Consider the following 14387-nt stretch of genomic DNA (forward strand, 5'->3'; position numbering starts at 1 on the left):
GGGTGGGTTGCTGCGAGCCCGGCGGGCAGCTGCGAGCCCGGCGGGCGGCTGCGAGGCTGGCCCCCCACAGCACCCGCCACCAACAGCGGATTGTGATGGCCCCCACCCCGCCCACTCGGGATACTCACCCCGGGGCGGCACGAAAGCGGGTGGCCATGACGAAAGCGGCATCAGCCGCGGCGAAGGACTTCGCCGCGGCCGGCGTAGGGGGTGTGCACCTCGCCTGGGCCGACAACAACGGCATCCCGCGCTCGCGCATCGTGCCCGTTGCCGGGCTTGCCGATGCCGCCGGCCGGGGCGTTGGGGCCACCTCGCTCTTCGCCGTCTTCGACAGCCACGACGCCATCACCTACGCGCATCCCGGCCTCGGGACGCCGTCCGGCGATGTCCGGCTCGTGCCCGTCGTCGACCGGCTGCGGCGGCTGGCCGGGCAGCCCGCGCTCGCCTGGGCTCCCGTCCGGCAGCTCACGCGGGACGGTGATCCGTGGCCCTACTGCCAGCGGGCCGTCCTCGAACAGCAGGTTGCCGAAGGTGCGAGGCGAGGGCTCGAGTTCCGGGCCGGCTACGAGCTGGAATTCGCCGTCGCGCCCGCCGGCAGTCCCGGCATCCTCGCCACGCCCGGGCACCCCGGGCCGGCCTACAGCCCGCACGCCCTCGTCGGGCTCGACGGGTTCGTCGCCGCCCTGCTGCACGACTTCGACGCCAACGGGCTGCGGATCGGCCAGCTGCACGCCGAGTACGGCGTGGCGCAGCTCGAGCTGTCGCTCGCCGCCACCGATCCGGTTTCCGCCGCCGATGACCAGCTGCTCGCGCGGCAGACCATCCACGCCGCCGCGCGCGTGCACGGGCTCGCCGTCAGCTTCGCGCCGATGATCGGCGCCGGAGCCGCCGGGAACGGGTGGCACCTGCACACCTCCGTCCGCCGCCAGGGGCGCAACCTGCTCGAAAGCCACGAAACCGGACGGCCCGGCGGAGAAGGCGCCGGCTACCTCGCCGGGCTGCTGCGCGACCTGCCGGCCCTGACCGCCGTCACCGCGCCGAGCGTCCCGTCCACGCTGCGGCTGCGGCCCGGCTTCTTCGCGGGCGCGTACGCGTTCTGGGGCGTCGAGAACCGCGAGGCGCCCCTGCGGTACGTCCCCGGCTCGGCGCTGCTGGGCGCCGGCCACGCGAACGTCGAGCTCAAGACGTCCGACGCGTCCGCCAACCCGTACCTCGCGCTGGCCGTGGTGCTGGCCGCCGGGATGGCCGGCCTCGACGACGCGCCCGCGTTGCCCGAGCCGATCGGCGAAGACCCGGGTGGCTGGCCGGACGGCGAGCGGGACGCCCGCGGGGTGCGGCGGCTGCCCTCGGACACCGCCGCGCAGGACGCCGCGCTCGTGGCGTCACCGCGGATCGCCGGCGTGCTCGGCGAGGAGCTGCTGGGCGCCTTCCGGGCGGTGCGGGCGTCCGACGCGGCCTGGGCGGCCGAACGCCCGGTCGAGGAGGTCGTCGCCGCCCACCTTTGGCGCTACTGAGAGCCTTATCCTGGTCGGGACGGCGCGACGGACCGCAGGCCGCCCGCTTGTGGTGACACTCGCGCCGGCCGACGGCTGAACCTGGTTCTGAGGGGACCGATGTCTTCGGGGATCGACGGCGGGCAGCTGGACCTGTCCGGGGTGCGGTGGCTGCCGGGCGGCGCCCGGCTGGCCGCGGTGGCCCAGGCGGAACTGCCCCAGAAGGACGGCCTGGCCGCGGCGTTCTGCGGGCTGGCCGCGGTGCGGGCGGCCGGGTTCGACGTGCCCGACCAGGACGCCGTCGCGGTGGCCGCGGGCACGGTCCGCGGCCCGGTCGTGCGGCCGCGGGGTGAAGCCGGGCGGGCCGGGTTCCGGCTGCCGCTGCCGGTCGCCGGCGACCCGGCCGCGGCGGGCACCCGGGTGTCCGGGCTGGCGGCGGCCATCGGCTCGCTGTCGCGCGGTGCCCTGGCGGCGGTGCCGGTGACCGGGGCGTGGACCACCGAGGCGCTGTTCGACCTGCTGGTCGGGCTGTGGGACGTCCCGCGCGTCGCGGTGATCGCCCGGATCGACGGCGCCGAGCTCGGCGCCCACGACACCCCGGAACGCGCGCTGCTCGACTACCTCGACACCGGCGTCCCGCCCCTGTGGACGTCTCGCTGGCGCCCGCCCGGCGGGCACTTCGTGCTCCTGGCGGGGATCCGCATCGGCGCCGAAGGGACCCTGCTGTCCGTTGTGGACACTTACCCGTCGTTGGGCGACAAGGGGATGCACGACCAGCCGGTCGAATGGGTGACGGCGGCGCTGGCCGGCCTCGGCGTCCTCGTGGTCGTCGACAGCGACCAGGCTGCTGTGGTGCGCGAAGCGGCCCGCGTGGCCGGGCTCAGTCAGTCCTTTTGGGACTGACGTCGGCGCCGGGGGCGAACCGGGAGTGCCGCCGCCCGTAGGCGAAGTAGATCACCAGGCCGATCACCAGCCACGCGGCGAACCGGATCCAGGTCAGCACGTTGAGGTTGAGCATCAGGTACAGGCACGCCAGCGCCGCGAGCACCGGCACGACGGGCGAGAACGGCACCGAGAACGGCCGGTCCAGGTCGGGCCGGCGGCGGCGCAGCACCGGGACCGCCACCGCCACGATGATCATCGCCGACAGCGCGCCGATGCTCACCATGTCGGCCAGCTCGGAGATCGGGATGAACGCCGCCAGCACGGCGATCAGCACCGCGCCGCCGATGGTCATCCGGTGCGGGGTGCCCCAGCGCGGGTGCGCGGTGCCGAGCGCCTTCGGCAGCAGCCCGTCGCGGCCCATCGCGTAGCCGATCCGGCCGATCGTCACCAGCTCGACCATCATCACCGACGTCAGCCCGGTCACCGCGCCGAGCGAGATCAGCGCGCCCACCCAGTGCTGGCCGACCCGGTCGAACGCGTCCGCCAGCGGGGCGCCGGTGTCGATGTCGGTGAACGGGATCATCCCGGTCAGCACGATCGACACGCCGATGTAGAGCAGTGCGCACACGCCGAGCGCGCCGAGGATGCCGACGCGGAGGTCCTTGCGCGGGTTCAGCGTCTCCTCGCCGAGGTTCGCGAGCGCCTCGAAGCCGGTGTAGGCGAAGAAGACCACCGCGGCCGCGGTGATCATCCCGGCGATGCCGTAGACCGACTGCTCCAGCCCGAGCGCGGCCTGCACGATCGGCTGTTCCAGCACGGTCGAACCGCCCGGCGGGGCCTGGGCCGGCGGGATGAACGGTGTCAGGTTCGCGCCCTTGACGAAGAACAGGCCGACCGCGAGCACCAGGATGCAGACGGCGACCTTCACGCAGACCAGCAGGTTGGTCAGCCAGGCCGACTCCTTGATGCCCAGCACGGCGACGACGGTCAGCACGGCGATGATCAGCACCGCGCCGACGTTGACCTTCGCGTCTTCGCCGAACCACGCCGGCGACAGCCCGAGCAGGTTCGCCAGGTACCCGGACCAGCCGCGCGAGACGACGGCGGCGCCGAGCGCGAACTCCAGCAGCAGGTCCCAGCCGATGATCCAGGCGAACACCTCGCCGAGCGTCGCGAAGGCGTAGGTGTAGGCGCTCCCGGCGGTCGGGACGCTGGAGGCGAGCTCGGCGTAGCACAGCGCGGCCAGCCCGGCGACGACCGCCCCGAGCACGAACGACAGGGTCACGGCGGGCCCGGCGTGCGTCTTGGCCTCGACGCCGGCGAGGGTGAAGATGCCGGTGCCGATGATGATCCCGACGCCGAACCCGACCAGGTCGCGTCCGCGCAGCCGCCTCTTGAGCTCCCCGGAGTCCTGCCGCGCCAGGACCTCGTCCACGTTCAGCGTTCGCCGCACACCCATGAGCTGAAGTTAGAAGGTCACGGGCCCTTTCGCAGATCGGTGGGCGGGTTCGCCCGCCGTCCGGGCACGGGCCACCGGAGTGACGTCGTCCCGTGCGGATGGCGGGAACGGCCGGGCACCGGAATGCTGGTCCCGTGCCCGAACAGATCCCCGCCCGCACCGCCCTGCACGAGCTCGCCGACCGCCACGGGGTCGCCACCCGGTACGAGAACGCCGACCGGGTCTGGGTGGACGTGGACGACGAGGTCGTCGTCGCCGTCCTCGGCCAGTTCGGCGTCGATGCCACCAGCGAAGCGGCCATCGCCGCCGCCCTGAGGGCGGCGCGCGAGGCGCCCGCCGCGCTGCCGCCCACCATCGTCGTGCGGGAAGGGACCCGCAAGGCGCTGGGCGTCGAGGCCGAGGTCGTCCTCGAAGACGGGACGCGGCGGCCGGCCGCGGCCGAGCTGCCGGCGGACCTGCCGCTCGGGTGGCACCGGGTCGTCACCGCCGACCAGGACGTCGTGCTCGCCGTCGTGCCGGCGAAGCTGCCGCAGGTGCGGCCCGCGTGGGGGTGGATGCTGCAGCTCTACGCCCTGCACTCGCCCGGGTCGTGGGGCATCGGCGACTACGCCGACCTCGCCGCCTTCGCCGCCCGGTCGGCGGCCGAGCTGGACGCCGGGGTGCTGCTGGTCAACCCCGTGCAGGCGATCAGCCCGGCGCACCCGGTCGAACGCTCGCCGTACTCGCCCGCGAGCCGCCGGTTCGCCAACCCCGTCTACCTGCGCGTCACCGCCACCGAGACCTTTGCGAACGCCGACGGGGCGACCCGGGCGGCCGTCGAGTCCCTGGCGCCCGACCGCGAAGGCGAGCTCGTCGACTACGACGCCGTCTGGACCGCCAAGCGGGCCGCCCTCGAGCTGCTCTGGCCGCACCGGACCGAAGCGCTGCCCGACGACGGCGACCTGCAGGACTTCGCCCTCTTCTGCGCCCTCGCCGAGCAGCACGGCGGTGACTGGCGGGACTGGCCCGAGGAGCTGCGCGACCCGGCCGGACCGGCGACGGCGAAGGCGCGCGAGGAGCTGAAGGAGCGCGTCGGCTTCCACGCGTGGCTCCAGCACCTCTGCCGGGTGCAGCTGGGCGCCGCGCGGGAGGCCGCGCGCGAGGCCGGGATGTCCGTCGGGATCGTGCACGACCTGCCGGTCGGGGTGCACCCCGGCGGGGCCGACACCTGGGCGCTCAAGGACGTGTTCGCCGCCGACGTGCGGGTCGGCGCGCCGCCGGATGCCTTCAACCAGCAGGGGCAGGACTGGAACCTGCCGCCGTGGCGGCCGGACAAGCTGGCCGAGGCCGGGTACGCGCCCTTCCGGGACGTCATCCGGGGCGTGCTGCGGTTCGCCGACGGCATCCGCGTCGACCACATCGCCGGCCTGTGGCGGCTCTGGTGGATCCCGCCGGGCGAGCCCGCGCACCGCGGCACGTACGTCCACTACGACGCCGAGGCGATGGTCGGCGTGCTCGCGCTCGAAGCGCATCGCGCCGGGGCGGTGGTCGTGGGGGAGGACCTCGGCACCGTCGAGGAGGTCGTGACCGACACCATGCACGATCGGGGGATGCTCAGCTCGGCCGTGCTGTGGTTCGAACGCGACTGGGACGCCCCCGGCCAGCCGTTCACCCGGCCGGCGAGCTGGGACCCGGACGCCATGGCCAGCATCTCCACGCACGACCTGCCGACCGTCTCGGGCTGGCTGCAGGGCGAGCACGTCCGCGTCCGGGCCGAGCTGGGCCTGCTGGACCGTGGGGTCGAAGCCGAAGAACAGGCTGCCGCCGACGAGCGCAAGGCGCTGTTCGAACTCGTTGCGCGGGAAGGGATTGCGGACGGCGACCCGATCGTCGCGCTGCACACGCTGCTGGCGAAGGCCGCGTCCCGGCTCGTGCTCACCTCGCCGGCCGACGTGACGGGCCAGGTACGGCAGCCGAATCTGCCCGGAACCGTCGACCAGTACCCTAACTGGCGGATTCGCCTGCCCGTCAGCGTCGACGGCTTCTTCACCGCGAAGGGGGTCCGCGCCGCGGTTGCACCGCTGGCGGCGGCCCGGCCGCTGCCCCGGTAACGGCCACCTCGCGGAGCACGACCCCGGTGGTACGCGTCCGCGGACGCCACCGGCACGACCCAAGCTCGAGGAGAAACCCAGTGCGGCCCTGGCCCGGAACGCCCTACCCGCTCGGCGCCACCTACGACGGAGTCGGGACGAACTTCGCCCTGTTCTCCGAGGTGGCCGAGCGCGTCGAACTGTGCCTGTTCGACGCCGAGGGCAAGGAGACGCGCTACGCGCTCGAAGAGGTCGACGGCTTCGTCCACCACGGCTACCTGCTCAACGTCGGCCCCGGGCAGCGCTACGGGTTCCGCGTGCACGGCCCGTACGACCCGAAGCGCGGTCTGCGCTGCAACCCGAACAAGCTGCTCATCGACCCGTACGCGAAGGCCGTCTCGCACGGCGTGAAGTGGGACGAGTCGCTGTTCGGCTACAAGTTCGACAACCCGGACGAGCGCAACGACGACGACAGCGCCGGCCGCGTGCCGTATTCGCTGGTGGCGAACCCGTTCTTCGACTGGGGCAACGACCGGCAGCCGAAGCGGCCGTACAACGAGACGGTCATCTACGAGGCCCACGTCAAGGGCATGACCGTCAACCACCCGTTCGTGCCGGACCAGCTGCGCGGCACGTACGCCGGTCTCGCGCACCCCGCCGTCGTCGAGCACCTGCAGAAGCTCGGCGTGACGGCGGTGGAGCTGCTGCCCGTCCACCAGTTCGTCACCGACCACGGCCTCGCCGACAAGGGCCTGACGAACTACTGGGGCTACAACACGATCGGGTACTTCGCGCCGCACGACTCCTACGCGGCCATGCCCGGCGAGGGCGGGCAGGTCCAGGAGTTCAAGGGCATGGTCAAGGCCTTCCACGAAGCCGGGATCGAAGTGATCCTCGACGTGGTTTACAACCACACCGCCGAGGGAAACCACCTCGGGCCGACGTTGTCGATGCGGGGCATCGACAACGAGGCCTACTACCGGCTGGTGGAGGGGGAGCCCGAGTACTACATGGACTACACCGGCACCGGGAACTCCCTCAACGTCCGCAACCCGCACACCCTCCAGCTGATCATGGACTCCCTGCGGTACTGGGTCACCGAGATGCACGTCGACGGCTTCCGGTTCGACCTCGCCTCGGCGCTGGCCCGCGAGTTCTACGACGTCGACCGGCTGTCCACGTTCTTCGACCTGGTGCAGCAGGACCCGATCGTCAGCCAGGTGAAGCTGATCGCCGAGCCGTGGGACGTCGGCCCCGGCGGGTACCAGGTCGGCAACTTCCCGCCGCTGTGGACCGAGTGGAACGGGGTGTTCCGCGACACCGTCCGCGACTTCTGGCGCGGCGAGCCCTCGACGCTGGGGGAGTTCGCGAGCCGGATCACCGGCTCGTCGGATCTTTACCAGGACGACGGCCGCCGCCCGTTCGCGTCGATCAACTTCGTCACCGCGCACGACGGCTTCACGCTGCGGGACCTGGTGTCCTACAACGAAAAGCACAACGAAGCCAACGGCGAGGACGGCCGCGACGGCGCCGACGACAACCGTTCGTGGAACTGCGGGGTCGAGGGCGCGACCGACGACGCCGAGGTGAACGAGCTGCGGGCCCGCCAGCAGCGGAACATGCTGGCCACCCTGCTGCTGTCCCAGGGCGTGCCGATGATCCTGCACGGCGACGAGTTCGGCCGTACCCAGCAGGGCAACAACAACGTCTACTGCCAGGACTCCGAACTGTCCTGGATGGACTGGGAGCTGGCCAAGGAGAACGCCGGCCTGGTCAAGTTCACCGGCGGCCTGGGCGCGCTCCGGCACCGGCACCCGGTGTTCCGCCGCCGCCGGTTCTTCCAGGGCGGCCCGGTCGGCAAGGGCGACAAGCTCGGCGACATCGCCTGGTTCACCCCGGCCGGCGAGGAGATGACCGAGCAGAACTGGGACGACGGCTTCGGCAAGGCCGTCGTCGTGTTCCTCAACGGCAAGGCGATCCCCGACCTCGACCAGCGCGGGATGAAGGTCGAGGACGACTCGTTCCTGCTCGCCTTCAACGCGCACTACGAAGACATCGACGCCACCCTGCCGGGCAACGGCTACGGGGAGAGCTGGACCGTCGTGGTCGACACCGCGACCGGGGAGGTGGAACCCGCCGACACGAAGCCGATCGAGGGCGGCGGCCGGCTCACCCTCCCCGCCCGGTCCCTGATCGTGCTGCAACGGACGGAGACGGAACCCGCATGACCGTGCCGGAGTCGACCTACCGGGTGCAGCTGCGCCCGGAGTTCACTTTCGCCGACGCGGCCGGCATCGCCGGCTACCTGCGTGACCTCGGCATCGGCGCGCTGTACGCGTCGCCGGTGCTGGACGCGGCCCCGGGCTCGACGCACGGCTACGACGTCGTCGACCCGACCCGCGCGCGCCCCGCGCTGGGCGGCGAGGGGGCGCGCCAGGAGCTCGCCGCGCTGCTGAAGGAGCTCGGGCTGGGCCTGGTGGTCGACATCGTGCCGAACCACATGTCGGTCGAGGTGCCGAAGGCGAACCGCTGGTGGTGGGACGTGCTGAAGCACGGCCGCGACTCGGAGTACGCGTCCTTCTTCGACATCGACTGGGACAGCGGCCCGATCGTGCTGCCGGTGCTCGGCGACGACAGCGACGATGGAGCCGTCGCCGACCTGGCGGTCGAAGGCGACGAGCTCGTCTACTACGACCACCGGTTCCCGGTCGCGCCCGGCACGGACGGCGGGACGCCGCAGGAGGTCCACGAGCGCCAGCACTACCGCCTGATCGGCTGGCGCCGCGGCAACGCGGAGCTGAACTACCGCCGCTTCTTCGACATCACGACGCTGGCCGCGGTCCGCGTCGAAGACCCGAAGGTGTTCGCCGAGACGCACGGCGAGGTGCTGCGCTGGGTCGCCGACGGCGACGTCACCGGCCTGCGCATCGACCACCCGGACGGCCTCGCCGACCCGGGCGGCTACTTCCGGCGGCTGCGGGAGAACGCGCCGGACGCGTGGATCGTGGCCGAGAAGATCCTGCACCCGGGCGAGCCGCTGCCGCAGAGCTGGCCGGTCGACGGCACCACCGGCTACGACGCCCTGCGCGAGATCGCCGGCGTCTTCGTCGACCCGGCGGGCGAGCCCGGCTTCACCGCGCTGGCGGACGAACTGGGCGTGAAGACCGGCTACCACCGCGTCGAGGCCGAGGCCCGGCGCCTGGTCACCGACCGCATCCTGGTCGCCGAGGTCCGGCGGATCGCCGCGCAGCTGCGGTACGTCGACCCCGAGCCGGCCCGGCAAGCGGTGGCGGAGACCATGATCGCCTTCCCCGTCTACCGGTCCTACCTGCCCGAAGGCGCCGCGCACTGGGCGGCCGCGATCGACGGCGCCCGCCGCGCCCGGCCCGACCTCGCCGAGCCGCTGGCGATGCTCGACGCCGCGCTGCGCGAGAACCCGGAGAGCGAGCTGGCCACCCGGCTCCAGCAGACCTCCGGCATGGTCGTGGCCAAGGGCACCGAGGACACGACGTTCTACCGCTACACCCGCTTCGCCGCGCTCAACGAGGTCGGCGGCAACCCAGACCGCTTCGGCCTCGGCGTCGAGGAGTTCCACCGGCTGGCCGCCGAGCGCGAAGCCGGCTACCCGGCGGCGATGACGACGCTGACCACCCACGACACCAAGCGCTCCGAGGACACCCGCGCCCGGATGGCGGTGCTCGCCGAGGTGCCGGGCGAGTTCGCCCAAGCCGTCCGGCGGTGGACCGCGCGGCGGGGGATCGACGAGCCGTCGCTGAACCTGCTGGCCTGGCAGACCCTGGTCGCGACCTGGCCGATCGAGCCCGCGCGGCTGCGCGACTACCTCGACAAGGCGGCCAAGGAGGCCAAGCTCCGGACCAGCTGGACCGACCACGACGAGGCGTTCGAGGCCGACGTCGCCGCCTGGCCGGAGGACGTCATGAACGACGCCGAGCTGGCCGCCGACGTCGAGGCGTTCGTCCAGCGCATCGAGGGCCCCGGCTACGCGAACTCGCTCGGCCAGAAGCTCGTCCAGCTGACCGCGCCCGGCGTCCCGGACGTCTACCAGGGCACCGAGCTGTGGGACTTCTCCCTGGTCGACCCGGACAACCGCCGTCCGGTCGACTACGCGGCGCGCCGCGAGCTGCTGGCCCGGATCACCGACGGCGAGCTGCCGGAGATCGACGCGTCGGGCGCGGCGAAGCTGCTGGTCACGCACAAGGCGCTGCGGCTGCGGCGCGAGCACCCGGCGCTGTTCCGCGGCTACCGGCCGCTGCGGGCCGAGGGGCCGGCCGCGGCCCACTGCCTGGCCTACACGCGCAGCCCCGATCTCGCCGTGGCGGTGACCCGGCTCCCGGTCGGCCTCGAGGCCGACGGCGGCTGGCGCGACACCGTCCTCCCGCTGCCTCCCGGGGTCTGGACCGACGTCCTGACCGGCCGGGACGCCGCCGGTGACCTGGCGGCCCTGTTCGACCGTTACCCCGTCGCGTTGCTGGTGCGAGGAGACGCATGAAGTTCAGCGTGTGGGCCCCGGCGGCCCGCCGGGTCCGGGTGAGCGTCGACGCCGGCGTGCACGAGATGACCGAGGGTGACGGCGGCTGGTGGCACGCCGACGCCGAGGGCGTGAACTACGCCTTCCTCCTGGACGACGACGAAAAGCCGCTGCCCGACCCGCGGTCGCGGTGGCAGCCGCACGGCGTCCACGCCGAGTCGCGCGTCTACGACCACGGCGAGTTCGCCTGGACCGATGACGCCTGGACCGGCCGCCAGCTGCCCGGCGCCGTCCTCTACGAGCTCCACGTCGGCACGTTCACCGAGAGCGGCACCTTCGACGCGGCGATCGACCGGCTCGACCACCTCGTCGACCTCGGCATCACGCACGTCGAGCTGCTGCCGGTCAACGCCTTCGACGGCACCGCGGGCTGGGGCTACGACGGCGTCCTCTGGGGCGCGGTCCACCAGCCCTACGGCGGCCCGGACGGGCTCAAGCGGTTCGTCGACGCGGCCCACGCGCGCGGCCTGGCCGTCGTGCTCGACGTCGTCTACAACCACCTCGGGCCCTCGGGCGCCTACCTCGACAGGTTCGGGCCGTACTTCGCCGGCCAGAACGACTGGGGCCCCGGCCTCAACCTCGACGGCGCCGGTTCCGACGAGGTCCGCCGGTACGTGATCGACAACGCGCTGGGCTGGTTCCGCGACTTCCACCTCGACGCGCTGCGCCTGGACGCCGTGCACGCGCTGCTCGACCGGCGCGCGGTCCACCTGCTCGAACAGCTGGCCACCGAGGTCGACAGCCTGTCGGCGGCGCTGAACCGGCCGCTGACGCTGATCGCCGAGTCCGACCTCAACGACCCGCGCCTGGTCACGCCCCGCGAGCGCGGCGGCGTCGGCCTGCACGCGCAGTGGTCGGACGACCTGCACCACGCCCTGCACGTCAAGCTGACCGGCGAGGCGACGGGTTACTACACGGACTTCGCCGCGCCGGACGCTCTCGAGCGGGTGCTGCGCGAGGTGTTCTTCCACGCGAACACGTGGTCGTCGTTCCGGGAGCGGACCCACGGCCGCCCGGTCGACACGCGGACCGTGCCCGGCCACCGCTTCCTCGGCTACCTGCAGAACCACGACCAGATCGGCAACCGCGCGACCGGCGACCGGCTTTCGGCCACGGTCGCCGCGGGCCGGCTGGCGTGCGGCGCGGCCGTCCTGTTCTGCTCGCCGTACACGCCGATGGTGTTCATGGGTGAGGAGTGGGCGGCGAGCACGCCGTGGCAGTTCTTCGCGTCCTTCCCGGACCCGGAGCTGGCCGAAGCCGTCCGCACGGGCCGCCGTCGCGAGTTCGCCCGGCACGGCTGGGGCGAGTCGGACGTGCCCGACCCGATGGACCCGGCCACCGTCGAACGCTCGCGGCTCGACTGGAGCGAGGTCGAGCAGCCCGGTCATCGGGAGGTGCTGGAGCTGTACCGCGCGTTGATCCGGCTGCGCCGGGAGCGGCCCGAACTGGCCGACCCGCGGGTCGCGAACCTGCGCGTCGACTCCGCGCCGGACGGCTCGTGGCTCGTGCTGCACCGCGGCGGGCTGCGGCTGGCGGTCAACTTCGGCCCCGGCCCGGTGACGCTGCCGCTCGGCGCGACCGCGACGACCCTGCTGGCCTGGGCCGGGGCCACGGTGGACGGTGGGGCGGCACACCTGCCCCCGGACACCTTCGTCCTGGCCGAAACGGCACCCTGACGGCGGTTGCCTGCGGGCAGATCATCTGTCAGGCGCGCACGGACCACCGGAGATCTGGGACGATTCAGGAATGGCCACACGACCCTCCGCCGACCACGTCCTCGCCGGCCGCCCCTTCCCCCTCGGAGCACATCCCGAGGCCGGCGGGGTGCGGTTCGCGATCACGTCCGCCGTCGCGGACGCCGTCGAGCTGTGCCTGATCGACGCCGACGGATCGGAACGCCGGATCGCGCTCACCGAGCGCACCTTCGGCGTTTGGCACGGCCTGGTGCCCGGGGTGACGCCGGGGCAGCGCTACGGCTACCGGATCCACGGCCCGTACGACCCGGCCCGCGGCCTGCGGTGCAACCCGAACAAGCTGCTCGTCGACCCGTACGCCCGGCAGATCACCGGCGGCCTCACCGACCTGACCGCGGCCCAGGGCTTCACCGGCGACCCCGAGCGCGGCCCGATGTCCACTGTGGACTCCCTGGGCAGCGTGCCGCTGTCGGTGGTCTCCTCGCCGGGCGGGCCGGACACCGGGATCAAGCCGGAGGTGCCGTTCGAGGAGGCGGTGGTCTACGAACTGCACGTGAAAGGTTTCACGCAGCGGCATCCGTTCATCCCGGCGGCGCTGCGCGGCACCTACCTCGGCCTGGCCCACCCGGTGGCGATCGAGTACCTGACCCGGCTCGGCGTCACCTCGGTCGAGCTGCTGCCGGTGCACGCGTTCCTCGACGAGCCGTCACTGGTGCGGGCCGGGCGGCACAACTACTGGGGCTACTCGCCGCTGGGGTTCTTCGCCCCGCACGCCGCCTACGCCAGCGAACCCGGCCACGAGGTCGAGGAGTTCCGGCTGATGGTGGCCGCCCTGCACGCGGCCGGCATCGAGGTGATCCTCGACGTCGTGTTCAACCACACCTGCGAGGGCGGGCCGGACGGGCCGACGCTGAGCTTCCGCGGGCTGAACGCGCCGGTGTACTACCTGCACACCGAGCGCGGGCACATGGCCGACATCACCGGCTGCGGCAACACCCTCGAGGCCGGCTCGCCGACGGTGGTCCGGCTGGTGACCGACTCGCTGCGGTACTGGACGCAGGAGATGGGCGTCGACGGCTTCCGGTTCGACCTGGCCAGCACGCTCGGGCGGCCGCGCGGGGGCGCGTTCGACCCGGCGTCGACGCTGCTCACCGCGATCACCACCGACCCGGTGCTCTCGCGCTGCAAGCTGATCGCCGAGCCGTGGGACGCCACCGGCGAGGGCTACCGCGTCGGCGGCTTCGGGGCCCAGTGGGCCGAGTGGAACGGCCGCTACCGCGACACGATCCGCGACTTCTGGCGCGGCGCGACCGGCGTCCGCGACCTCGCCTACCGGCTGTCCGGTTCGTCGGACCTGTACGACCACAACCTGCGGCGGCCGTGGCAGTCGATCAACTTCGTCACCGCCCACGACGGCTTCACGCTGCGGGACCTGGTGTCCTACAACGAAAAACACAACGAGGGCAACGGCGAGGACAACCGCGACGGCACCAACGACAACCGCTCGTGGAACCACGGCGCCGAGGGGCCGACCTCGGACCCGGCGATCCGCGCGCTGCGCGCCCGGCAGGCCCGGAACCTGTTCGCGACGCTGCTGCTGTCCACCGGCACCCCGATGCTCACCGCCGGTGACGAGTTCTGGCGGACCCAGGGCGGCAACAACAACGCGTACTGCCTCGACGACGAGACGTCCTGGCTGGACTGGACGCCGGACGACCCGGAAGCCGAGGCCATGCTGGCCTTCGCCCGCCGGGTGGTGCGGCTGCGCGCGAACAGCCCGGCGCTGCGGCAGCCGGAGTTCTTCGAAGGCCGGACCACCCCGACCGGCAAGCCCGACCTGGTCTGGTTCCGCCCGGACGGCGAGGAGTTCGGCGAGAGCGACTGGTTCGAGGACCGCCACACGCTCGGCATGTGGATCGACGGCTCGAACAGCCAGGCCCGCAACCGCGAGGGCGCGCTGGTGCCGGACCACTCGTGGCTGCTGTGGCTGCACGCCGGTGACGCGCCGGCCGAGGTGATCCTGCCGGGCCGCGAGTACGGCGAAACGTTCAAGCCGACCCTGGACACGAGCACCGCGGACGGCAGCCCGGCCAACCCGGGCACCCTCGAAGCCAAGAGCCGCCTGACGCTGCAGTCCCGCTCCCTGCTCCTGCTGCGCGCTCCGCGCCTGGCCGCCGAACCCCAGCCCGAACCCTACTGACCCACCCGTCCCCCGCCCCAACCGGCACTTTCACGTTA

8 protein-coding genes are annotated in these 14387 nt (G+C 72.9%); 7 read left to right on the forward strand and 1 reads right to left on the reverse strand.

The window, feature by feature from the left end; genetic code table 11:
• Nucleotides 1-155: 155 nt before the first annotated feature.
• Both C2L59_RS16760 and C2L59_RS16765 read left to right on the forward strand, forming a co-directional pair.
• Nucleotides 156-1514 carry a glutamine synthetase gene (locus C2L59_RS16760; RefSeq protein ID WP_199199109.1) on the forward strand — a complete coding sequence of 453 codons (1359 nt, stop codon included), beginning with the start codon at nt 156-158 and terminating at the stop codon, nt 1512-1514.
• Between the two features lie 99 nt (nt 1515-1613).
• Entirely contained in the window at nt 1614-2396 is a 783-nt protein-coding gene (locus tag C2L59_RS16765; RefSeq protein WP_103350446.1) for a hypothetical protein, read from the forward strand.
• Here C2L59_RS16765 and C2L59_RS16770 read toward each other — a convergent pair.
• Nucleotides 2374-3837, reverse strand: a complete 1464-nt coding sequence (locus C2L59_RS16770) for an amino acid permease (RefSeq protein ID WP_199199110.1) — start codon at nt 3835-3837, stop codon at nt 2374-2376. The genes C2L59_RS16765 and C2L59_RS16770 overlap by 23 nt on opposite strands.
• Before the next feature lie 134 nt (nt 3838-3971).
• On the opposite strand from C2L59_RS16770, the gene malQ reads away from it, so the two are divergent.
• The 5 genes from malQ to glgX (C2L59_RS16795) all read left to right on the forward strand — a co-directional run bounded on the left by malQ (nt 3972) and on the right by glgX (C2L59_RS16795) (nt 14349).
• A complete protein-coding gene (gene malQ, locus C2L59_RS16775; protein WP_103350447.1) occupies nt 3972-5927 on the forward strand; it encodes a 4-alpha-glucanotransferase in 1956 nt (651 codons plus the stop codon).
• Nucleotides 5928-6007: 80 nt separating this feature from the next.
• Nucleotides 6008-8134, forward strand: coding sequence for a glycogen debranching protein GlgX (gene glgX / locus C2L59_RS16780; RefSeq protein WP_103350448.1), 2127 nt, complete (start codon nt 6008-6010; stop codon nt 8132-8134).
• Nucleotides 8131-10416 (forward strand): malto-oligosyltrehalose synthase, encoded by a 2286-nt coding sequence (gene treY / locus C2L59_RS16785; protein WP_103350449.1) that lies wholly within the window; start codon nt 8131-8133, stop codon nt 10414-10416. The genes glgX (C2L59_RS16780) and treY overlap by 4 nt, the downstream gene beginning before the upstream one ends.
• Nucleotides 10413-12131 carry a malto-oligosyltrehalose trehalohydrolase gene (treZ, locus tag C2L59_RS16790; protein WP_103350450.1) on the forward strand — a complete coding sequence of 573 codons (1719 nt, stop codon included), beginning with the start codon at nt 10413-10415 and terminating at the stop codon, nt 12129-12131. Before treY ends, treZ begins: the two co-directional genes overlap by 4 nt.
• Nucleotides 12132-12201: 70 nt before the next feature.
• The gene (gene glgX / locus C2L59_RS16795; protein ID WP_103350451.1) at nt 12202-14349 is read left to right on the forward strand and encodes a glycogen debranching protein GlgX; all 2148 of its coding nucleotides are present in this window, start codon (nt 12202-12204) and stop codon (nt 14347-14349) included.
• Nucleotides 14350-14387 lie beyond the last annotated feature (38 nt).

It is taken from the genome of Amycolatopsis sp. CA-128772, assembly GCF_002904295.1.
Taxonomy (GTDB): Bacteria; Actinomycetota; Actinomycetes; order Mycobacteriales; family Pseudonocardiaceae; genus Amycolatopsis.